The following is a 22826-nucleotide window of genomic DNA, read 5'->3' on the forward strand; positions in this document are numbered from 1 at the left end:
AATCTAAAATCAACTATGCCAAATATCAATGAGATTGCAAATTCTGCCAAGGACAATGCTGAGAAGCTTGGCATTAAGAAATTCGACATTTATGGCTCAACAGTAGATGATACTAGCGTACAAGTAGACCAAGGTGAGCCAAAACAAGTTAAAGCGTCAAATCGTTCTGGTGTTACTGTTCGTGTCTGGAATGAAGATAATATAATGGGTGTCACCAGCACCACAGATGTAGACCCCAAGGGACTAGAATTAGCTTTGAAAACTGCTTATGAAGCTAGTTTTTTTGGTGTTAGAGAGAATGTTCCTGATTTTAGTCCAGAGGCTACTATTCCTATCCCAAATAAACCTCAGGATAAAGCACCCCAAGCACCAGTTGCTGAACTTATAGAAAAATTGTTGGTAGCTGAAAAAGAATTACTAGCATCTCATCCAGCAATTAAAGGTGTACCTTATAACGGTTTATCACAAAGAGATGTTGACAGATTCTATCTCAATAGCGATGGTGCAGTGAGAACTGAATCTCACTCTTTGGCATCAGTTTATCTTTACAGCAAAACTGAGGAAGAAGGAAAAAAACCGCGTAGTGCAGGTGCTTTTAGAATCAACCAAAATTTAGATAATCTAGATATTAATGGTTGCATCAAAGAAACCGCCGATAAAACCATCAGCCACTTGAATTATGAAAAAATTAAAACTGGCAAATATCGAGTTGTTTTCTCAGCAGAAGCTTTCTTAAGTCTGCTGGGTGGTTTTTCTAACTTATTCAATGCCCAAAGTATTTTAGACAATCAAAGCCTATCAACTCCTGATGATTTAGGAAAGCAAATTGCTTCTCCTCTACTTTCACTTTATGATGATGCCCTTCACCCAGCTAACGTAGGTGCAGAAAGTTTTGATGGCGAAGGAACACCTACTCGTCAAATTTCGCTAATTGAAAATGGCATTTTAACAGGATTTCTCCATAGTGCTGGTACTGCTAAAAGGTTAAATACCCAGCCAACGGGGAATGCCAGTATTGGTGCAAAAGTCAGCGTCAGTCCCAATTTTTATCATGTTTTCTCAACAGGAACTCCTGAGCAAGAGTTGAGCTTAGAAACGGCTGAAAATGTAATTCTTATCGATGATTTACAAGCTCTCCATGCCGGAGTTAAAGCCTTGCAGGGTTCCTTTTCTTTGCCCTTTGATGGTTGGCTAGTTAACAAGGGTGTTAAGACGAGTATTGAGTCAGCAACGGTTGCCGGCGATTTCTTAGAACTCTTGAAGTCAATTATTTATGTAGAAAAAGAACCAGAGTTAACGCCAGGGGGAGTTTGCCCGAAAATCTGGGTTAATGAACTGTCAATTACCGGTGAATGAAGAGTGCTGTTAGCGGTAGCGGGGCGTTTAGCCCGTGCTGAGTTGAAAGACCGCGCCACAAGAGGCGGGCTTTTACCATAAGTGCGGAAGTACTGAAGTAATCTTCTTGTTACTCAGTACTCTGCCTCGTTCCCAGTCTCCGACTGGGAATGCTTGTCTTTGAGGCTCCGCCTCTCTTACTGGCGGCAGAGCCGCTAGGAGCAGCATTTCCAGCCTCCGGCTGGAAACGAGGTTTTAAAGGAGTTTCAGCTTAAGTTGACACGTAGGGGCACTGCTGTGCCCCTACACCGAGAGTCTATTTACTATCAAAGAATGATTAATAAAAGCCTGAAACCATCTATTTTGGTAAATGCACACCATGATTAATTTGTACAGTGCATAAGTTCTAATTTTTAGTCGTTAATTGTTCCATCAGGCATAACTGCACCACGCAAATCTGCACCCGTCAAATTTGTACTACTCATTTCTGCTCTGATTAGATTTGCCTTACTTAAATTAGCGCCAGTCAAGTTTGTCCTAGCAAGATAGGCATCAACTAAGTCTGCTTCAGTGAGGTTAGCCCCACGCAGGTTAGCCCGACTTAAATCAACTCTATTTAACCTTGCAAAACTCAGGTTTACCCCACTCATCTGACATCTAGTCAGTTTAGCATCTGGCATAATTGCACCATACAAGTTAACACCTGTAAGTTCGGCATCAACGAGATTTGACCGTTCCAGCCTGGCGTTCATCAGGTTAGCACCTTTTAAATTAGCACCCCCGATGTTAGTATCTGCCAGAGAGGCATTATACAAAATCGCTTCACTCAGGTTAGCGTCACTCAAATCGGCATAACGTAGCGTTGCCTCACTCAAGTTAGCACCACTCAAATCAACTTTAGATAAATCTACACCAGTTAAATCAGCGCCTCGCAGGTCAGCTTTATGCAGGTTAGCACCCCGTAAACTAGCAGAATACATTCTCTTTTCTTCTCGCAGGTTAGCACCACGCAAGCACGCACCAGTTAGATTTGCACCACTCAAATCTGCACCACGCAAATCGGCATCCATCAAGTTAGTATCTAACATATATGCCAAAGTTAAATTGGCATTACGCAAATCAGCACCCTGCAAAGTTGCACCATGTAAATTAGCATCATGCAGGTTGGCACTGATTAAACTTGCCTGATTTAAGTTCGCGCCACTTAGCTTTGTACAAACTAGATTTGCCTTATTTAGGATTCCTCGATTTAGATAGCTAAAAATTAGGATAGCATTACCCAAATCTGCTTTATTCAAAGCTATACCAATCAAGTCTGCACCAAATAAATTTACTCCATTTAAGTTTGCCTCAATAAATTTCGTTTCTCCATTTTCATATCGCTGAAGAAGTTCATTAGCATCCATATTTTTCCTATCTCAATTACTATAATATTTCCAAATTTTTCCAGGCTCAACAATATTCAAAAGTTACGATTATTCTTTGGTAGGAGGTACTATAAATTGACAGGTATTATTATCATCTATGAGTGCAATTTTTTGATGAGGATTAACTAATGTTCTCGTTTCTAGAGATGAATTGCTGTTAAACGGTTGATATCCGTCGGCGCTGGGTGATATGTTGCCATATAAACCTCGCATAGATTGGATGATTGCACTAGCTGCTTGAATATTCTCATCCGGCTTACCTAGAGATATAACAGCACTATTTAGTTTAGATTCAAGCTCTTTGATAGTTGGACAAGTATCAAATAATCTCAACAATAAATCATCAAGTTGTTCAGCCTTCAGTTTCAACCAGTCTTCTTCATTGAAAGCAAACTTTTTGTAAAGTGCAGAAAATAGAACTATCTTAGCCCTAAGTGGGTTGGTATACTTCATAATATTTTGCCGTAAATCAAACTGATTGTATTGATGTTTGGTTTGATTGTTTGGAGATTTATCTATAGAATTTGATGATATTTGCCCAGAATTATAAAATGTCTGTTCCTCTTGATGAGATTGATTTAATAATATTCCTGTGGCTTCATCAGGTGTTATATATAGCTTCTGCATTTCATGAGAAATAATACTGGCAAGTAGGGCATATTCGGCTTGTTTGTTAAGGGTTTTTACAACTTTAGATAAACTATAATTTAAGTTATTTATAGTTGGATTTAATCTGTATAATTCTTGAATTAATTCCTGTAATTTAAACCTATCTAGCGTCTCTTCATCATTCTCCCAAATATTTTTGCAAGCTGAGTATATTAATTTTTTAATCCGTTTTGAGTTCTCATGCTGTTCTAAATGTTTAGTTACTGAATCGAGGCTAGATATAGTTTTCATCGGCAAATCTCCGGCACAGGTATTAAATAGCAATAAACAAGACTTACGCACTGAAAATTTTAAACCTAGATTCCGCCTAACTTTAAAAAGGGGAACCCTAAGAGCCAACTTTTTAGGATCATTGGTGGATCTTTAGTGCGTAAGTCCGAACGAGTGATAAGATTAGCCCTTTCAAGGTAACTCATAAAATCTCTTTTTCTCTGAGCTATGTCTGTGTCGGAAGTGGTTTATAAGTTATTTATTTAACCACGAGGCACAGCGAAAAATCTGAGGGCAAAAAACCTCTGTTGGCGCAGCCAGCCTCAGATATCAGTCTTTCCCAGACAGAGAACACATAGAAAAGAGGTTTAAAGAGGAATTCATCTTCGAGAATTTATACTCAGCGTTGAAAGGGCTGGTCTTATGTTATACCCTTTTTATCTAGCTTGTGTAGTTATGTCAAGCAACTTTGCCCACAGGTTAAGGCAACAGACGCGATGAATCGCCGTCTCTACAATAATCAGTCTCTTGTCTTGAGGGCGATTTATCGCATCTTTGTGATGATTTATCCCGTCTCTATGAGCTAGAATTTTCATCAAAAAACCTTAATCGAACCGTATTGGATTGGGGTTGATGTTAAATTATTTAAACCTTACCGCTTCCTATCAAATACAACAGCGCCATCCGAACGGCGACACCACTGGTAACTTGCGATTGAATGAGGCTAAATTCTGGGTCATCCATTAAATCAGAACTAATTTCGACACCTCGGTTAACCGGGCCTGGATGCAAAACTTTGACGTTAGGTTTACAGAGTTGCAGCTTTGCACGTGTAATACCAAATAGCTGATGATATTCTCGCAAACTTGGTAGTAAATGAGCCGTCATACGTTCTTTTTGCAAGCGCAAAGTCATCACAAAATCGGCATTCTGTAAAGCTGGTTCTAGCTGCCAGTGAATAAAAAGTTGTTGATTTGGGGAGGGCGATGAGATAATTGATTTATCTCCTGCTGCTTCCTGACCTTCTGCTTCTTCCAAGATATACTCGGCAAATAACTTGGGTAAAAGGGTGGGTGGTGCTGCAAGATGCACTTCGGCACCACTAGCAATTAAACTCCAGATATTCGATCGCGCCACACGAGAATGAAGAATATCTCCAATAATGGCAATCTTTTTCCCCTTTAAAAGTTCTATTCGGGGATGATCTGGGTCAATGAGAGTGGTTATGGTAAATAAGTCTAGCAATGCTTGGGAAGGATGCTCATGTTGACCATCACCAGCGTTGAGGACGCTAACTTTTACACCTAGACGATCCATTTCAGCCGCGATCGCATTCGGTACTCCTGCCTCTCGATGGCGGACTACCATAATATCAGTTCCCATGGCCAAATAGGTTTTCGCCGTGTCGAGAATTGTCTCTCCCTTAGTCATAGAAGATGTGGCGGCGGCGAAGTTCAGCGTATCTGCACTTAAGCGTTTGGCTGCGAGTTCAAAACTGCTGCGAGTGCGGGTAGACGATTCAAAAAATAAATTCGCCACCACCTGTCCTTGTAAGGTTGGTACTTTCTTCGTCCGCCGTGATAGCACCTCTTGAAAACTGGCAGCAGTTTGCAAAACAGTATCGTATTCAGTGGTAGTGAAATCAGCTAGGGAAAGAATGTGATGACGATTCCAAGTGTTAGTAGGCATAAATAGCAATCAGTTTCCTGCATAGAGATACAAGCGATCGCGTCTCTACAGCTTTTTAATTTACAGATGCAGAGGAAATGATATCACTTGTCTTCTATCAAATTAGATATCTATTATTTTCTCATTAGTCCTTTGTGAATACAAAGGACTAGTACAGCACGGCGTAAATCCAGCTAGTAGCGTGGCAAGGCTAAAATGTTGCAAAAAAATTGTAGGTTGGGTGGAACGAAGTGAAACCCAACAAACCCGCGAAAATTTTGGGTTTCGTTCCTCCACCCAACCTACGCATCTGAGGGGTTTTTGGCGCTAACTGAACCGTATTGGACTCTAATTTTCTTAACTTGACACCAATGGCAACATGAGCGCCTAGTTCATAGGGCGGGCAAGATGCCCACCCCACAAGATTGGGTAATTTAGCGATCGGCGAACGGGACTACCCACGTTTTAAAGAGCTTGAGATTGATTTTGCCTCTACTCACGGCGTAGAAGTGTGGGAGGATGTTTTTAATTTTCGTCTCAAGCCAGCACTGGACAAAGACTCTGACCGTTGGCTGTTAATTCAAAAATGCAGTAAAGGTTTTACAGTAGTATCAACGATATAGCCAAACACGCAACAGCGACAGCAATTGTTCGGTATCTACGGGTTTAGTAATGTAGTCTGATGCACCGGCTTCAATACACTTCTCGCGATCGCCTTGCATGGCTTTAGCGGTCAGTGCAATAATCGGCAAAGATTTAAATTGCTCGTTTTGGCGGATTACGCGTGTTGTTTCGTAACCATCCATTTCTGGCATCATCACATCCATCAACACCACATCAATATCTGGTGTATTTTGTAACAATGCAATTCCCTCTCTGCCATTTTCAGCATATAAAACCTGGATTTGATAACGCTCTAGCATACTGGTAAGAGCGAAGATATTCCGCATATCGTCGTCTATAATTAGCGCTTTTTTGCCAGTGAGTAAGTAGTCTTGTGAATGCAGTTGTTCAAGTATTTGGCGCTTGGGTGCTGGTAAATTTGCTTGGACTCGGTGTAAAAATAATGCTGTTTCATCTAGGAGACGTTCGGGCGATCGCACATCTTTAATAATGATTGTCTCGGCAATTCGTCTGAGTTCTGTTTCTTGAGCTTTGCTAATTTCTCTACCTGTGTAGACAATAATTGGTAAAGTTTTACCGTGAGGTAAAAGCTTTATCTGCTCAATCAATTCAAAGCCGGTCATGTCGGGTAGCCCTAAATCGAGGACGAGGCAATCAAAATGCTGGGTGCGAATCGCTTCTAGGGCTGCTGTACCGTTAGCCACTGCTGTGGTTGAAACATCGCTGTTGCCAATTAACTCAACAATACTCAGCCGTTGAGTCTCATCGTCTTCGACTACTAATAAATTTTTCACCTGGCGTTCAACAAAACCTTTAATTTTGCTCAACGCCTCGGATATTGTCTCGCTGGTTAAGGGTTTTTGCAGATATGCGATCGCACCTAATTGTAAACCGCGTTGTCTTCCTTCCTCAACTGTCATAATATGTACGGGAATGTGACGGGTATTTGGGTCATGTTTCAGACGATCTAATACCGTCCAACCATCCATTTCTGGCAACCGGATATCTAGCAAAATGGCTGAAGGTAGAAATTGCTGCGCTAACATCAAACCTGTACTACCGGTTTGGGCAGCTATTACCTTGAATCCTTGCTGTTGCGCCATATCTAGCAGGATACGCGCAAAATTAAGGTCATCTTCAACAATTAATAACACGCGATCGCCTCTTTCAATGGTAGTGCGATCGTCATTTATGAGTGGGGAGTGAGGAGTGGGGAGTGGGGAGTGGGGAGAGGGGAGAGGGGAGTGGGGAGTGGGGAGTGTCAATCTAGACTCAGCACTCAATTGTGGTAAGTAGAATGTAAAGGTGCTACCTTCACCGGGTTGACTGATGAGTTTAATTTCGCCGCCGAAGAGACGGGCGATTTCGCGGCTAATTGATAAGCCTAATCCGGTGCCGCCGTATCTGCGAATGGTAGAGCCATCGGCTTGTTGAAATGCTTCAAAAATCACTTTCTGTTTTTCGGGGGCAATGCCAATGCCTGTATCGCTGACTGAGAAGGCAATCACAAGCTGGGCACTATTTAAGGTTTCGTGACTGAGACTCCACCCTAGCTTGGCCACCGCAATCCGTAAGCGTACCTCTCCTTGTTCTGTAAATTTAAAAGCGTTGGAGAGGAGATTTTTCAACACCTGTTGTAAGCGTTTGACATCTGAATAGATGGTGTTTGGCAATTCGGGAGTGAATTCAATTGTAAAGGCAAGTCCTTTGTCTTCAGCAATTTGCCGGAAGGTGCGCTCAATCACATCACCCAACTCTCCTAATGGCATTGGGATCATGTCAATGGACATCGTTCCAGATTCAATTTTAGCGAGATCCAGAATGTCATTGATTAACGTCAACAAATCATTACCGGCTGAATAAATTGTTCGGCTGTATTCGACTTGCTTGGCGGTGAGGTTGCGATCGATGTTATCTGTTAACAATTTCGCTAAAATCAACAAGCTGTTTAGCGGTGTCCGCAGTTCATGGGACATGTTGGCGAGAAATTCTGATTTGTATTTTGAGGAAAGGGCGAGTTGTTCAGCTTTGTCTTCTAAAGATAGTCTTGCTTGTTCAATTTCCCGATTTTTGCGCTCGACTTCTTTCTTTTGCATCGCCAACAACTCTGCCTTCTCTTCTAATTCGGCGTTGGTTTGTTGCAGTTCCTCTTGCTGTCCTTTGAGTAAATCCTCAGAAGTTTTGAGTGATTGGGCTTGTTGTTCTAAGCGCTTGTTGGTTTCCCGGAGTTCACTTTGCTGAGTTTGGAGTTCTTCAGCCAAAGATTGCGATTGTTTGAGTAATTCTTCAGTTCGCATCGATGCGGCGATCGTGTTGAGAACGATCGCAATACTTTCGGTAAGCTGGTCAAAGAATGTCAGATGAATTTCGCTAAAGCGGCGAAAGGATGCTAATTCAATCACTGCTGTCACCTGTCCTTCAAAGAGTACAGGTAACACCACGGCATTCAGGGGCGTGGCTTCTCCTAAACCAGAGGCAATTCTGACATAATCACTTGGCACATCCGTCAGCAGAATTCGCTCTTTTTCTAAGGCGCATTGTCCCACCAAACCTTCACCCAATTGGAAGCGGTTAGCTAGATGTCTGCGTTCGCGGTAAGCGTAGCTACTGATTAGTTTTAAATATGGTGTATTTTCCGCAGACTCCATCAGGAAGAATACGCCGTGTTGCGCTCCTACCAAGGGTGCTAATTCTGAGAGAATTAGTTTAGATACGGTTTCCAAATCTCGCTGCCCTTGGAGCATTCGAGTAAACTTGGCTAAGTTAGTTTTCAACCAATCTTGTTCGGTGTTTTTCTGCGTTGTCTCTCGCAGGTTGGCAATCATCTGGTTGATATTATCTTTAAGTATTGCTACTTCCCCTAATGCTTCGACGGCAATTGAACGAGTTAAATCACCTTTAGTTACAGCTGTAGCAACTTCTGCGATCGCTCGCAACTGAGTTGTCAGTGTAGCAGCAAGTTCATTTACATTATCCGTTAAATCTTTCCAAGTTCCAGCCGCCCCAGGGACTCTCGCTTGTCCGCCTAACTTCCCTTCAATTCCCACTTCTCGCGCTACTGTGGTTACTTGATTAGCAAATGTCGCTAGGGTATCAATCATCTCGTTGATTGTCTCTGCCAAGGTTTCAATTTCTCCCTTAGCATCTAACATCAGTTTCCGCTTCAAGTCACCGTTAGCAACTGCGGTTACAACTCTGGCAATACCGCGCACTTGTGCCGTTAAGTTACCCGCCATCGAGTTCACGTTATCAGTTAAATCTTTCCAAGTCCCCGCAACACCTTGGACTTGCGCTTGTCCGCCCAACTTCCCTTCAGTTCCCACTTCCCGCGCCACCCGCGTTACTTCACTGGCAAAGGAACTGAGTTGATCTACCATCGTGTTGGTGGTGTTCTTCAAGTCTAAAATTTCGCCTTTGGCATCAACGGTAATTTTCTTCGATAAGTCGCCATTAGCTACCGCTTTCGTAACTTCGGCGATGTTGCGAACTTGTCCGGTGAGGTTCCCCGCCATCGAGTTCACGTTATCCGTTAAATCTTTCCAAGTCCCCGCAACACCTCTAACGTAAGCTTGTACGCCCAATTTACCTTCCGTTCCCACCTCACGGGCAACCCTGGTAACTTCCGATGCAAAAGAATTTAGCTGATCCACCATTGTGTTAATGGTATTTTTAAGTTCCTGAATTTCACCTTTGACATCGACGGTGATTTTTTTAGATAAGTCGCCGTTTGCTACTGCTGTGGTAACTTCGGCAATGTTCCGCACTTGCGCCGTCAAGCTTCCCGCCATGAAATTTACGCTGTCGGTTAAATCTTTCCAAGTGCCGGCTACACCTTTAACTTCGGCTTGTACACCTAACTTACCTTCAGTTCCCACCTCACGGGCAACTCTGGTAACTTCACTGGCAAAGGAATTGAGTTGATCTACCATTGTGTTGACGGTGTTTTTCAACTCTAAAATTTCACCTTTGACATCAACGGAGATTTTCTTAGATAAGTCGCCATTAGCTACGGCGGTGGTGACGGCGGCAATGTTTCGCACCTGTGCCGTTAAGCTTCCGGCCATAAAATTCACGCTGTCGGTTAAATCTTTCCAAGTTCCAGCTACGCCGCGCACATCTGCTTGTACGCCGAGTTTACCCTCGCTTCCCACCTCACGGGCAACTCTTGTAACTTCACTGGCAAAAGAATTAAGTTGATCCACCATTATATTGATGGTATTCTTGAGTTCCAGAATTTCGCCTTTGACAGCAACAGTGATTTTTTTGGATAAGTCACCATTGGCGATCGCAGTTGTCACTTCGGCAATATTCCGCACCTGTGCCGTCAAGCTTCCCGCCATGAAGTTTACGCTGTCGGTTAAATCTTTCCAAGTGCCGGCAACGTCTTTCACTTCCGCTTGTACACCCAATTTACCTTCAGTTCCCACTTCACGAGCAACTCTTGTAACTTCACTTGCAAAGGAACTGAGTTGATCCACCATTGTATTAATGGTATTTTTCAACTCCAGAATTTCACCTTTGACATCAACAGTGATTTTCTTGGATAAATCGCCAGTTGCAACCGCCGTAGTCACTTCGGCAATATTTCGCACTTGCGCCGTCAAACTTCCCGCCATGAAGTTCACGCTGTCAGTTAAATCTTTCCAAGTTCCAGCCACGCCGCGCACTTCTGCTTGCACACCCAATTTACCTTCGCTTCCCACCTCACGGGCAACCCTTGTTACTTCTGATGCAAAGGAATTGAGTTGATCCACCATTGTGTTAATGGTATTTTTAAGTTCTAAAATTTCACCTTTAACATCAACAGTGATCTTCTTGGATAAGTCGCCTGTTGCAACAGCCGTTGTCACTTCGGCAATATTCCGCACCTGTGCCGTTAAACTTCCCGCCATGAAATTCACGCTGTCGGTTAAATCTTTCCAAGTACCAGCCACGCCGCGCACATCGGCTTGCACACCCAGTTTACCTTCACTGCCAACTTCACGCGCAACTCTTGTGACTTCACTTGCAAAAGAACTGAGTTGATCCACCATTATATTGATGGTATTCTTGAGTTCGAGAATTTCACCTCTAACATCAACGGTGATTTTTTTAGATAGATCACCATTGGCGATCGCAGTGGCAACCTCGGCAATATTTCGCACTTGTCCGGTGAGATTACCCGCCATTAAGTTAACGTTATCAGTTAAATCTTTCCAAGTACCTGCTACTCCCCTCACTTCTGCTTGTACGCCCAACTTCCCTTCAGTTCCCACTTCACGCGCAACTCTTGTGACTTCTGATGCAAAGGAATTGAGTTGATCCACCATTGTATTAATGGTATTTTTCAACTCCAGAATTTCGCCTTTCACATCGACGGTGATTTTCTTAGATAAGTCCCCATTTGCCACAGCAGTAGTAACTTCGGCAATATTCCGCACCTGTGCCGTCAAGCTTCCCGCCATGAAATTCACACTATCAGTTAAATCTTTCCACGTACCCGCTACCCCGCGCACTTCTGCTTGACCGCCTAATTTTCCTTCTGCACCCACCTCACGCGCAACTCTTGTGACTTCCGATGCAAAAGAATTAAGTTGATCCACCATGATGTTGACGGTGTTTTTCAACTCTAAAATTTCGCCTTTCACATCCACAGTGATTTTTTTGGAAAGGTCGCCATTAGCTACCGCCGTTGTCACTTCCGCAATGTTACGGACTTGGGCAGTTAAATTTCCTGCCATCAAGTTAACGTTGTCGGTTAAATCCTTCCAAGTACCTGCTACACCTTTAACTTCTGCTTGCACGCCCAACTTCCCTTCAGTTCCAACTTCACGGGCAACTCGCGTTACTTCACTCGCAAAGGAATTAAGCTGATCCACCATCGTGTTAACGGTGTTTTTTAGTTCTAGAATTTCGCCTTTGACATCAACAGTGATTTTTTTGGATAAGTCACCATTGGCGATCGCAGTGGCAACTTCGGCGATGTTGCGAACTTGACCAGTGAGATTACCCGCCATTAAGTTAACGTTATCAGTCAAATCTTTCCAAGTGCCAGCCACACCTTGCACTTCGGCTTGAACACCCAACTTCCCTTCAGTTCCCACCTCACGGGCAACCCTAGTAACTTCTGATGCAAAGGAACCAAGCCGTTCTACCATCGTGTTGACAATATTCGCAGTTTGGAGAAACTCACCTTGGAGAGGTCTGCCATCAATTTCTGTGGCGATCGTTTGGGATAAGTCACCATTGGCAACCGACCGAATCACCCGCGTAGTTTCAGCCGTTGGTTGAACTAAATCTGTAATCAGAGTATTAACAGAAGTCACACAATCTGACCAAGATCCTCGAACATCTCCGAGAGAGGCGCGATCGGCAATTTTGCCTTCTTTGCCAACAACGTTACCAATCCGTTGTAGCTCCGCCGCCATCCGCTCATTTTGATCAATAATATCATTGAGGGTATCAGCAATTTTTCCCGCCACCCCAGTATGGTCTATGGGCATCCGAGCTGAAAAGTCACCCTGTTTAACAGCATTCAGCGTTCTTAGTAGCTGATTTAAATCTAAATTGTCGCTGTCTCTAGTCAACTGTTCGGTTGCCATAGCCTTATCCTTAATCTTGAATCTTGAGGAATTTTTTGTATTTTTTGTATCCCGTACTTAGTTAGAAAACTTTTAGGTAATGGTTATCAAAATAGAGAGTAGAAAATAAAAAGTAAATCAAACTAATTTTTACGGGTGCGACTGTAAGCAGTTGATAAAGACTGCAAACTAGATGGTATTGCCGTCGTATCTGACATACCACTTAAAGAACTCCAAAAAATAAATTATCCAATATTGTGGGGTGGGCATCTTGCCCGCCCAGTCCATAAGGCGGGCGAGACGCCCACCCCACAAGAGTTAATTGAATATTTTTTATTTGGAAGTCCCTTAGCTAATAATAGCTAGTTGGACTCTGTTATGCAGCATCAACTGTGGGCGATGCCTACCTGGGCGAATACAGCATCGCATAGTAAACCGCGCCCACGGTGCCAAAGGATTAATTTTTGGGAGATTGGTTGTTGCTTGGTAAGGGACTTCAACTTTGCAAGTAATCAAAAATACTTGATGCAGAATTATCAGCCCCTTTCCACAGAGGCGGGAAAAAAGATAATCAATATAGTTATGTTTATTTATACCCACTTATCTAAATCTCTCTAAAGATAGATGTATATTTTTTTACTAGTTAATTAATACTCTAAGAACGGGTAAGTAACTGTTGAATAACTGTTTTAAAACATGAAACAATGAGGAGATAGCTCAGACGGTAAAGAAAAAAAGCAGATAGATAATTAGCGACATGAAGCAATCTAAAAGCACGAGAAAGCGGGGACTTGTCCTGACGATCGCTGGGTTGAAGCGTTTACAAGCGGCGATTCTGACCATAGAAAAGGTACAAAACAATGGGCGTCGCTTCACTCTAGAAGATTTAGGCGATCGGATGAATGTTTCTACCAAAACTCTAAACCGATTATGGTCGTTGAATACAGGCGTAGATCAAAAAACCCTGAAATTGTGTTTTAGCGCCTTTAACCTAGAATTACACAGGGAAGATTATGCGATCGTCAGTGAATCAAATCATACCGAAAGCTATCAAGCTTTTTCTCGGAGCTTGGATACATTAGATACAAAAAAAAACGAGATATCCCAGTTTTTATCTTTAGATACTTTTGCTACTCAGCACCATGACCAACTAGAAAATCTTTGGTCATACCCAGATGGCCCCGTACCTCTAGATTCCCCGTTCTATGTTGAACGTCCCCCCATTGAGGAACTAGTTTATCGAGAAGTAATTCAACCTGGCTGTGTGATTCGGATTCGAGCGCCAAGAGAGATGGGTAAAAGTTCTCTTGTGCTACGGTTGTTAGCTTTTGCCCAGATGCAAGGTTATCGCCCGGTAAAGGTCAATTGCAAACAAATAGATTCCAGTTTTCTGACAAACTTAAACAAGCTTTTGCGTTCTCTGTGCTGGCAAATTGCCACAGAATTGGGCATTGATCCGAAGCTAGATGAGAAATGGGATGAGGAAATAGGCTGTAAGTTGAGTTGCAGTTTATATTTGCAATCTTATTTGCTCAAGCAGAGTCAAAGCCCAGTGGTTTTAGTATTAAATGAGGTTGATCGCTTTTTTGAATATCCTGAAATTGCTCAGGAGTTCTTTAGTTTGTTGCGCTCTTGGTATGAAGAAGCACGACAAGATAGTAACTTGCAGAAACTAAGGCTAGTGGTGGTTTACTCCACAGAAGTATATGTTTCTTTGGATATCAACCGCTCTCCATTTAATATTGGACTACCGCTCCATCTGCCAGAATTTACTAAGCAGCAAGTAAAATATTTAGCCCAAAGACACGGACTAGATTGGAACTCTAATAACGAAGTTACCCAACTGATGTCTCTGGTTGGGGGACATCCTGCACTGATTCGGATTGCTCTGTATTATCTTTGCTGTCAAGGAATCACCTTAGAAGAACTGATACAGGAGGCGATCGCTAATGGCGGTATCTATCGTTATCATTTATGGCGACACTGGGCAATCTTACAAGAAAATCCCAGTTTGGTAAAGGCATATATTGAGGTTGTGAACACAAAACAAAGTATTTCTCTGAACCCCATTGACGCTCATAAGCTCGAAAGCTTAGGGTTGATCGCTTATGAAGGCGATCGCATCCTACCACGTTGCGAACTCTACCGTGCCTACTTTAAAAAACAACTAGGCGTTGCTGAGTTGGAATATAAATCATTACAAAAACGTGCTTGAGAAACTATCAGATACTCTTTCTCTCGCACCTTCCGCACCCCTTATCTACGGGACGCTAAATTTATTTATGGGGATTATCTTTTTATATTACGGGTTAAAGCCGTCCGTCAACGTCACCGACGAACAGCTGCTCTGTCACTTGACATCTGGGCTGATGCCTTAACTTGACACCAATGGCATCTTGCCCACCCCACAATATTGGATAATTTATTTCTTGGAATTCCCCAAACAAAAATGACAAAATCCCCTGGCTATACAGTCAGGGGATTTCTAAACTTGGTCTAGTGAACAGTTAGAGAATTATTTTTTGGGCGAGATAAGCATCATCATGTTTCGCCCTTCTTTTTTTGGCGCTTGTTGAAGCTCACCAAAAGGCTCCAAATCAATTGCCATTCGCTTGAGCAAATCTTCTGCTAGGTCGCTGTGTTGAATTTCTCGACCCCGAAACATCACAGTCGCTTTGACTTTATCACCATCTTTTAAAAAGCGCTCTGCTTGTTTAACACGCACATTGTAGTCGTGTTCTTCTATTTTGTAGCGCATCTTAACTTCTTTGACATCGGCGGTGTGTTGCTTTTTCCGGGCTTCCCGTGCCTTTTTCTCCTGCTCAAACTTGTATTTGCCATAGTCCATAATCCGACAAACCGGCGGGTCAGCTTTATCGCTGATTAGCACCAAATCTAGCTCTTTTTCTTCGGCTAGATGTATTGCTTCCTGTGGGAGCATAATTCCCAACTGGGCACCGTCAGTGTCAATGACCCGAATTTTTGGGAAGCGAATTCGTTCATTAATTTGGGGCAGATCGCGAGTTCTTTTCTTCTCAATCACAGACATTATGATTTGTGGGAGTTCTTAATGAAGGATTCAGGGTGGTCTAGATTAGTATGCCTCAGAGGCAAAATACAGAAGTAACTCAAGAATGAAAACGTAGTCTACAGTTCTAGGGTAACTAATCCGTAAAAGACTTGCCTCGTTGTATTTGTCATTCTACTCACTCTGAGATAATTTCTTGGCGATAGTTAATCTAAATTACACAACCTAGGCTATGTTAAATATTATTACAATTATTTAGCAATATTTTTTGCGATGTCTACGACGGGCTACGCCTACGCAGTAACAATTAGCTTGGGCGATTAACGTCTTCGTCGGGCAGTTTCAACTAATTTTGACATGGTGTAATTTTGCTAGATGTTCAGATCCCCGACTTCTTGAAGAAGTCGGGGATCTAGCAGTCCCCAATCCACCCATAACTGAGGCATTTTGTCAAGTAGCCAAACTCCTACTTCACTATGGCGACAGCCTGATGAACGGATCAGGTAAATTAAGATAAGTAAAGAAAACGCTTTGAACTAAATGGCAGCTCTAAGCTTACAAGAAATTTCTACTCAGTTAGAAAGTCCGAATTTACGCGATCGCATGGTAGCCCTTGCTAATCTGCGTCATGTTGACCCTGAAGATGCTGTTCCTTTGATTAAAAAGGTACTTGATGACGAATCTTTGCAACTGCGATCGATGGCAATATTTGCCCTTGGAATCAAGCCGACACCAGAATGTTATTCAATTTTGGTAAAAATTCTCGAAAATGATCCAGACTATGGTATGCGTGCCGATGCTGCCGGTGCTTTAGGATATTTGGGTGATGCCAGAGCCTTTGAGGTGCTATCACGGGCATTCTATGAAGATACTGATTGGCTAGTACGCTTCAGTGCGGCTGTTTCTCTAGGTAACATTAAAGACCCTCGTGCCCGTCAAATCCTTCTTCAGGCATTAGATAGTAAAGAAGTAGTGTTGCAGCAAGCTGCAATCTCTGCGCTGGGAGAAATTAAAGACATCGAGTCTGTAGATAAAATCCTGCGCTTCGCCCAATCAGATGATTGGTTAGTCAGACAGCGTTTGGCAGAAGCTTTGGGCAATCTTCCTACTTCTAAAAGTGTCTCAGCTTTAAAATATCTAGAAAAAGACAATCATTTCAACGTTGCTGAGGCAGCCAGAATTGGCCTCAAAAAGCTTGAGGAAATAGGCAATCAAGCTTAATATTAAAACCTTCTGCTACCTTTTAATAATAATTAAGTGGGAATTTTAGCATTTTGATGCAGGGTAATTTCATTCATGAATATTGAAGAGTTTTTTCAGTTAAGTGCTGGTAAATGGTTTTCTCATCGTACTAGTCAACATTTGGCTTTTAACCAATCGGAACATAGCAAGTCAGATATCATCGTTGAGACGCTGGCATTAGATCATCCAGAAGCGATCAAACTGTGTCAAAAGTATAAAATTAATCCCAGTTCTGCTTCCTCTGCTAGCAAAATTACCTGGAATGGCACAACAGAAAAGGATCAAGTGAAACACAGTGGTTCAACTGTGTTAGTTTCCGTACCTGATGAAGATAATCCCACCCAAGGTAAATTACTGCGAGAAATAGTTGATGCCAATAAAACTCCAGTTGCCGGACGCTATAAAATCGACAGTGACGGTGCTTTGATTCTAAGTACAGAGGATGAAAATATATCGTCAGAGGAACGCTTGTGGTTTGCTAGCCCCAATTTACGAATGCGGGTAAATGTCCTCAAGAGTTTTGATGGATTTAGTATCACTTCTTTCACTTCTGAAATTCGTATGGGTGGCTTTCCACCAGCCGAGAAGGCTTCGGAAACGGCTAATTCAGTATCTAGTTAGTTTTTTGACAACATATTCCCTCCAGAAATGGGGGGAATTAAAACAATTCGCAATTCGCAATTCGCAATTACGTTTTGGGACGGGGATTTAGACCCCGACCCAAAACGGGCTGCCTGTATTGCTGGGGACTTAAACCCCCAAAGTTCGTTAAAGAAGTCGGAAGTAAGTTTTGTGAAAGCGTTGCGGTAGCGAGTCTGCGATAGCGCAGCGTTAGCGAGTACTCGAGCGTCGCGTCCGGGGATTTAGCGCAAAGTGCGGTCTTGGGGTCTCCCCAAGAGGAGCAACTTTGCAAGACAGACCCCGACCCAAAACTTGCCGGTTATTGAACCGGGGGACTTAAACCCACGGAGTTTGTTAACTAGAGACCGATCATCTGAAAATATCTCAGTAGCCTTGTAGGGTGTGTTATGCCGTAGGCTAACGCACCACCCGAAGATTTTGGTGCGTTACGGAAACCGTAACACACCCTACACATACTTGGATTTTTTCATAAATCAAATACTAGTCCGATAGACAATTACTGATGATAGAAACATTATCTGTAATATAGGAGACTGCGTACAGCTTTCCCACCACGGTTAACAGTCAATTATTTTTAAACCACTTTTATGCCTGCTTTCTGTTGCAACCTTAAGGGAAAAGGGCACTCTATGTAAAGATAAGCAACGTTGATATCAAGCAGCCACTAAACAGATGATTCAACAAAAATCCTCTATAGTCCCTCATCCGCTATGGCAAATTGGAGGCAGCGTTGTTTTAGCGATCGCAGTCATCGCCACCGTCAATGGCAAAGGTGGTTTTGTAAGTGCAGATATCAACCAATCTTTAATGCAGCTGCAATCGTTTATTGGCGTGATTACACCCACTATTCTCGTGCTGACGGCAACGATCGCAGAACGAACACAAGCAGAAACCAAGCTGCGTTTAGCTATGCTGTTGATGGATTAGAAGAATCTAATCAAGGGCGTTCGTTTCCAGATATTTTAGCCAACCCAAATACCATCTGGATTAAGACTCGTCAAATCAATACCAACCAAGTGAAGATTATAATTTCTGATAACGGCATAGGCATTCCTAAAGAGATTCGCTCTAAATAGCGATGCCTGCGGCGGTAAACTACGCATTTTGGTAACAAGCACTCAAGTTTAATTAAAGGGACTGGGAACTGGGGATTGGGTTTTCACTGCCAAGTGATGGCGACGAATTGCATTTATGATATACCCAAGGTAGATGTAATAGTATTTAATATGTGCTATCTACTCAATACTGCCAACTGTAGGATTGAAAATTAGTATTTTTCTACATAAAATTAAAAATCTAAAATTAAAATTTGGTAACACTGATGGTTAGGAGTGTTAGAGTTTCAAGAAATTCACCGGAACTTTTCAGCGGGTATTCATGCTGAAGAAACTACAGAAAAAGCAAATTTCGATAATCGCGGGTGCGGCACTGTTTGCCTTTTTAGCTGGGGCAATGGTATCAGCACCGGAGATCGGCAAATCTCTAGGGAAATGGCTCAAACTGAGTCAGAATAAAACGGAGCAAACATCAGAGGCAAGTAAGGCTCAATCAGCCGTATTTCCACTGATATCACAATCACTGCCAGAACGGGCGGCAAAACTAGCAGCGATCGCCCAAGAATCGCAATCGCCAGACCGAAATCGCGCTCGTTATCTTTTGGCGAGTGATTACATTGAAAGAACCCAAGGGAAAAAAGCTCTACTTTTACTCCAAGGACTAGAGAAAGACTATCCCATCCTTGCGCCCTACATTTTGCTCAAACTTGCCCAGGCAGAGGATATGCTGGGCGAGGATGGCAAAGCCTCGGATCTTAGGCAAAGAGTGCTGAAACTGTATCCCAAAGAAGCGGCCAGCGTGAAAGCACTATATCTAATTGCCCAACCGAAGCAACAAGAAATTGCGATCGCTCAATTTCCTAGCAATCCTCTAACTTGGGAAATTATTCGCAAACGCTTGCAAGAAAATCCCAATCAGCCCAATTTAGAATTGATTTTGGCTACTTATGCTTATGACCAACCGGGCATAGTGGGCGTTTTGGATCAGCTAGTAAAACAGCCTACTTTGAAACCCGGAGATTGGGAACTAATTGGTACAAGCTATTGGGAAAATAGTCAATTTCTGAAAGCAGCCAATGCTTATGCCAAAGCACCCAAAACATCGCGTAACCTCTACCGTACCGCACGAGGGTTACAGGTAGGAGGTAAAGATAAAGAAAAAGCGATCGCCACCTATAAACAATTGGTGCAACAATTTCCCAATACTGAGGAAACTGGGAATGCTTTACTACGGTTAGCAGAAACCGCAAAAACTCCTAAAGACGGCTTACCCTATCTCGATCAGGTAATTAGTAAATTTCCAAAACTTGCTGCTACTGCACTGGCACAAAAAGCTAAAACTCTCCAAACTCTCAAGGATCAAAAGTCAGCTAGCGCCGCATGGCAAATACTCATAGCTAAATACGGTAATTCTGATGAAGCCGCAGAGTATCGCTGGAAAATAGCCCAAGATAAAGCCAATGTTAAAGATTACGTCGGTGCTTGGCAGTGGGCAGAACCAATTGTTACCAACAACCCCAACAGTATTTTGGCTCCAAGAGCAGGCTTTTGGGTAGGTAAATGGACAGCTTTACTAGGCAAGCAACAGGATTCTAAAACTGCTTATGAATATGTGATTAGCCAGTTTCCTTACTCTTACTATGCTTGGCGAGCCGCAACCATGCTAGGGCTAAATGTCGGCAATTTTGATAACGTGCGCGCCATGAACCCAGAAGTAATCGCACCCCAACGTCCAGTACCGCCTGCTGGTTCTGAGACTTTCAAAGAATTATATCTGCTGGGTCAAGACCGTGATGCCTGGTTACAATGGCAAACAGAATTTCAGAACAAACTTCAGCCAACGGTAGCAGAGCAATTTACTGAAGGGTTAATGCGGCAGGCTAAGGGAGAAAATCTCATCGGAATTGACAAAATTTCTAAATTGGAAGACCGCGAAATCCCCGCAGAACTCGCCCAATATCAAACTCTGAGCAAACAAATCACCTACTGGCAAGCCCGTTATCCATTTCCCTATCTTCGGGAGATTGAAAAGTGGTCTACTGAGCGTAAACTCAATCCCTTGTTAGTCACTGCCTTAATCCGTCAGGAGTCGCGGTTTGAGCCAAAAATCAAATCCGTCGCTAACGCCACTGGTTTAATGCAGCTGTTGCCAAGTACCGCTCAATGGATTGCCCCACAAATCAAGGTGGATTTCAAAACCATAAACCTAGAAAATCCCAACGATAACATCATGCTAGGTACATGGTATTTGGATCATACTCATCAGCAATATAACAATAACTCTCTGTTGGCGATCGCTAGTTACAATGCTGGCCCTGGCAACGTCTCCAAATGGTTGCAAACTCTAACTACAAAAGATCCAGACGAGTTTGTTGAAGAAATTCCCTTTGATGAAACCAAAAATTATGTGCGGCAAGTATTTGGCAATTACTGGAATTATTTGAGACTTTACAATCCAGAGATTTCTGATATCGTCGCCAAGTACTCGACTACACATCCACAACTACCGGCGCGATAACAATTCAAAATTCAAAGTTCACAACTCATAGTGATATGTGTTTAGCTAAAGGTCAAGCTTAGGACTTACGCAAAAATACGCGCGGTAGGGGCAATTCATGAATTGCCCCTACTACTCAAAAATCACTCTTTTCGGCTATTGTTTGCGTAAGTCCTATTTCTGTTGAGAGGGTGAAGCGATCGCTAATAACTGGAATTACTCGCAGGTTGTAAGCATTAATTTAGCAGCGCAAAAGTTGTCGATGAGGCGTTCGGTTTTGGATCGGAAATCTGCTGCTAAACTTGAGCGTAATGAATCCTAACTGCTGCCCTTCTGGAATGGGAGAGCTTTTATTATGACACCAATTCTTCCTGGTGCGCCTTGGCTAATTGCACATCGCTCAATGTTGGGTTTAAACAAGCCTTATAAAGTTACCCTCAACAGCCAGGATTATGTTTTGTGGCAAAATACACAAGGCGAAATCTTTGCTCTTGAGAATATTTGTCCTCATATGCAGGCTCCTCTTTGGGAGGGTTGGATATGTGTATCTCGCGATTCTATCGCTTGTCCCTTTCATGCTCTTGAATTTGATGGCAGTGGTAAATTGCTTAAAGACGGAAAGCCAAGTGGTCAAGCGATTGTAACAACTTTAGAGTTAGTGATTCAAGGCGATCTAATCTGGACTTATGGTGGCTTTGAACCGCGCTTGCCCATTCCCGATCTGATTCCCCGAAGAACAGAAGGGTTGGGTTTTCTCGGTATTGCAGGCGAAAAAAGCATTCATTCAAGCTTTTTAAATTGCATTAAAATCAACTACGACTTTAATCACCAAAACGGCAGCCATCGTGCAAGTTTCAAGATTCGTGAAAATCCAGTTCATACTTTTGAAGAAGATGGTTATCGTGTCAGAGTTGAACAGACCTTTCTCCGAGAAGACAATACTCTGAGTGAGATTTTAGAGAATCCGGCTTTGCTCAGTACTCCAAAAACCTATAGAAGCGAACTAGAATACAGTTTTCCTTCAACGACCATGTTTAGAGCAGAAGTGGATTTTGGGCATATTCCACAGTTCTACATTTTGTACCCTGAAACGGAACATCGAACAAAAACATTTGTCTTATGTTATGGCAAATGGAAGAATCCACTATTTCAGTTGCTGGGAATGAATGCGATCGCTCGGAGGTCATTGATACAGGCAACAGCAAAGGTTATAGAGCAAGATTCAGCTACCTTGGAGAGTTTGTACCCCCAGCAGAAACCCAAAATCCGGTTGCCCAAGGAGGAAATAATGGTTTACGTCGAAAAGTTATACAGCGCTTGGTAATAGTTAGGTTTCAATTTTTATATGTACTCTAAAGTGACTTTATCTTGACTATAATTCAATAGCGATGCCTGCGGCGGGCAAAGCCTACGCCCTCATGATCCCCCAAGAGCGATTTGCTTGTAGCAGCGCTTCTCTACAAGACGCTCCGTGTTAAGCGTTCGCGCAGCGTCTCGCAGAGAAGCTATGCCGTAGGCTTTACGCGATCGCCCAGATTAAAATAAATGATTTCAAGCATCGAGAACCTAAGTAAGTCGGCACGATAAAACCAAGGTATATTGAGTTTTGTAAAAACCCTGGAACTATTGCTTTATAGGCTTTTTGCTGACCTTACACTTTGTTGCATAGGTTAATTTTTTAACGCCGACTGACTTACCAGCCTAGAACTTACGCACTGTACAAATTAATCATGGTATGCATCACGAAAATATGACGTTTCTGTCCTTGATGAATCATTCTTTGATATATGTAAACCCGCGCTATGGAGGGCACAGCACTGCTGTGCCCCTACGACAAATGTGGTTTTTCAACCCATTCATGTTTTCTAT

13 protein-coding genes are annotated in these 22826 nt (G+C 42.7%); 7 read left to right on the forward strand and 6 right to left on the reverse strand.

Annotated features, from left to right (window positions below; translation table 11 throughout):
• Positions 1–15 precede the first annotated feature (15 nt).
• The gene (locus V7K76_RS17825; RefSeq protein ID WP_334779616.1) at positions 16–1356 is read left to right on the forward strand and encodes a TldD/PmbA family protein; all 1341 of its coding nucleotides are present in this window, start codon (positions 16–18) and stop codon (positions 1354–1356) included.
• 392 nt (positions 1357–1748) lie between these two features.
• Here V7K76_RS17825 and V7K76_RS17830 read toward each other — a convergent pair whose 3' ends face one another.
• The 5 genes from V7K76_RS17830 to V7K76_RS17850 all read right to left on the reverse strand — a co-directional run bounded on the left by V7K76_RS17830 (position 1749) and on the right by V7K76_RS17850 (position 12514).
• Entirely contained in the window at positions 1749–2741 is a 993-nt protein-coding gene (locus tag V7K76_RS17830) for a pentapeptide repeat-containing protein (RefSeq protein WP_334779617.1), read from the reverse strand.
• 69 nt (positions 2742–2810) lie between these two features.
• Complete coding sequence (locus tag V7K76_RS17835; RefSeq protein ID WP_334779618.1) at positions 2811–3662, reverse strand: hypothetical protein; 852 nt, start codon at positions 3660–3662, stop codon at positions 2811–2813.
• Between the two features lie 416 nt (positions 3663–4078).
• Positions 4079–4237, reverse strand: a complete 159-nt coding sequence (locus tag V7K76_RS17840; protein WP_334779619.1) for a hypothetical protein — start codon at positions 4235–4237, stop codon at positions 4079–4081.
• A gap of 49 nt (positions 4238–4286) precedes the next feature.
• Complete coding sequence (locus V7K76_RS17845; protein ID WP_334779620.1) at positions 4287–5330, reverse strand: aspartate carbamoyltransferase catalytic subunit; 1044 nt, start codon at positions 5328–5330, stop codon at positions 4287–4289.
• 590 nt (positions 5331–5920) lie between these two features.
• Complete coding sequence (locus V7K76_RS17850) at positions 5921–12514, reverse strand: HAMP domain-containing protein (RefSeq protein WP_334952304.1); 6594 nt, start codon at positions 12512–12514, stop codon at positions 5921–5923.
• A 736-nt stretch (positions 12515–13250) separates the two neighbouring features.
• On the opposite strand from V7K76_RS17850, the gene V7K76_RS17855 reads away from it, so the two are divergent.
• Positions 13251–14708, forward strand: a complete 1458-nt coding sequence (locus tag V7K76_RS17855) for an AAA-like domain-containing protein (RefSeq protein WP_334779622.1) — start codon at positions 13251–13253, stop codon at positions 14706–14708.
• Positions 14709–15008: 300 nt separating this feature from the next.
• On the opposite strand, the gene infC is transcribed toward V7K76_RS17855, so the two are convergent.
• The gene (gene infC / locus V7K76_RS17860; protein ID WP_334779623.1) at positions 15009–15542 is read right to left on the reverse strand and encodes a translation initiation factor IF-3; all 534 of its coding nucleotides are present in this window, start codon (positions 15540–15542) and stop codon (positions 15009–15011) included.
• Positions 15543–16061: 519 nt separating this feature from the next.
• On the opposite strand from infC, the gene V7K76_RS17865 reads away from it, so the two are divergent.
• The 5 genes from V7K76_RS17865 (at position 16062) to V7K76_RS17885 (ending at position 22281) form a co-directional block, all read left to right on the forward strand.
• Entirely contained in the window at positions 16062–16742 is a 681-nt protein-coding gene (locus V7K76_RS17865; protein ID WP_334779624.1) for a HEAT repeat domain-containing protein, read from the forward strand.
• Positions 16743–16817: 75 nt separating this feature from the next.
• The gene (locus V7K76_RS17870) at positions 16818–17384 is read left to right on the forward strand and encodes a phycobiliprotein lyase (RefSeq protein WP_334779625.1); all 567 of its coding nucleotides are present in this window, start codon (positions 16818–16820) and stop codon (positions 17382–17384) included.
• Positions 17385–18077: 693 nt separating this feature from the next.
• Positions 18078–18332 carry a hypothetical protein gene (locus tag V7K76_RS17875; RefSeq protein WP_334779626.1) on the forward strand — a complete coding sequence of 85 codons (255 nt, stop codon included), beginning with the start codon at positions 18078–18080 and terminating at the stop codon, positions 18330–18332.
• A 450-nt stretch (positions 18333–18782) separates the two neighbouring features.
• Positions 18783–20978 (forward strand): lytic transglycosylase domain-containing protein, encoded by a 2196-nt coding sequence (locus V7K76_RS17880; RefSeq protein ID WP_334779627.1) that lies wholly within the window; start codon positions 18783–18785, stop codon positions 20976–20978.
• 334 nt (positions 20979–21312) lie between these two features.
• Positions 21313–22281, forward strand: coding sequence for a Rieske 2Fe-2S domain-containing protein (locus tag V7K76_RS17885; RefSeq protein WP_334779628.1), 969 nt, complete (start codon positions 21313–21315; stop codon positions 22279–22281).
• Positions 22282–22826: the final 545 nt, after the last annotated feature.

The sequence above is a fragment of the Nostoc sp. genome (assembly GCF_036917975.1).
In the GTDB taxonomy this organism is placed as follows: domain Bacteria; phylum Cyanobacteriota; class Cyanobacteriia; order Cyanobacteriales; family Nostocaceae; genus Nostoc.

What these genes read in the sequence shown, in the direction of transcription:
- V7K76_RS17850 (WP_334952304.1), bottom strand. Translation starts at nt 12,514, where the DNA reads ATGGCAACCGAACAGTTGACTAGAGACAGCGACAATTTAGATTTAAAT.
- V7K76_RS17885 (WP_334779628.1), top strand. Translation starts at nt 21,313, where the DNA reads ATGACACCAATTCTTCCTGGTGCGCCTTGGCTAATTGCACATCGCTCA.
- V7K76_RS17825 (WP_334779616.1), top strand. Translation starts at nt 16, where the DNA reads ATGCCAAATATCAATGAGATTGCAAATTCTGCCAAGGACAATGCTGAG.
- V7K76_RS17880 (WP_334779627.1), top strand. Translation starts at nt 18,783, where the DNA reads ATGCTGAAGAAACTACAGAAAAAGCAAATTTCGATAATCGCGGGTGCG.
- V7K76_RS17830 (WP_334779617.1), bottom strand. Translation starts at nt 2,741, where the DNA reads ATGGATGCTAATGAACTTCTTCAGCGATATGAAAATGGAGAAACGAAA.
- infC (WP_334779623.1), bottom strand. Translation starts at nt 15,542, where the DNA reads ATGTCTGTGATTGAGAAGAAAAGAACTCGCGATCTGCCCCAAATTAAT.
- V7K76_RS17870 (WP_334779625.1), top strand. Translation starts at nt 16,818, where the DNA reads ATGAATATTGAAGAGTTTTTTCAGTTAAGTGCTGGTAAATGGTTTTCT.
- V7K76_RS17835 (WP_334779618.1), bottom strand. Translation starts at nt 3,662, where the DNA reads ATGAAAACTATATCTAGCCTCGATTCAGTAACTAAACATTTAGAACAG.
- V7K76_RS17875 (WP_334779626.1), top strand. Translation starts at nt 18,078, where the DNA reads ATGATTCAACAAAAATCCTCTATAGTCCCTCATCCGCTATGGCAAATT.
- V7K76_RS17845 (WP_334779620.1), bottom strand. Translation starts at nt 5,330, where the DNA reads ATGCCTACTAACACTTGGAATCGTCATCACATTCTTTCCCTAGCTGAT.
- V7K76_RS17840 (WP_334779619.1), bottom strand. Translation starts at nt 4,237, where the DNA reads ATGAAAATTCTAGCTCATAGAGACGGGATAAATCATCACAAAGATGCG.
- V7K76_RS17855 (WP_334779622.1), top strand. Translation starts at nt 13,251, where the DNA reads ATGAAGCAATCTAAAAGCACGAGAAAGCGGGGACTTGTCCTGACGATC.
- V7K76_RS17865 (WP_334779624.1), top strand. Translation starts at nt 16,062, where the DNA reads ATGGCAGCTCTAAGCTTACAAGAAATTTCTACTCAGTTAGAAAGTCCG.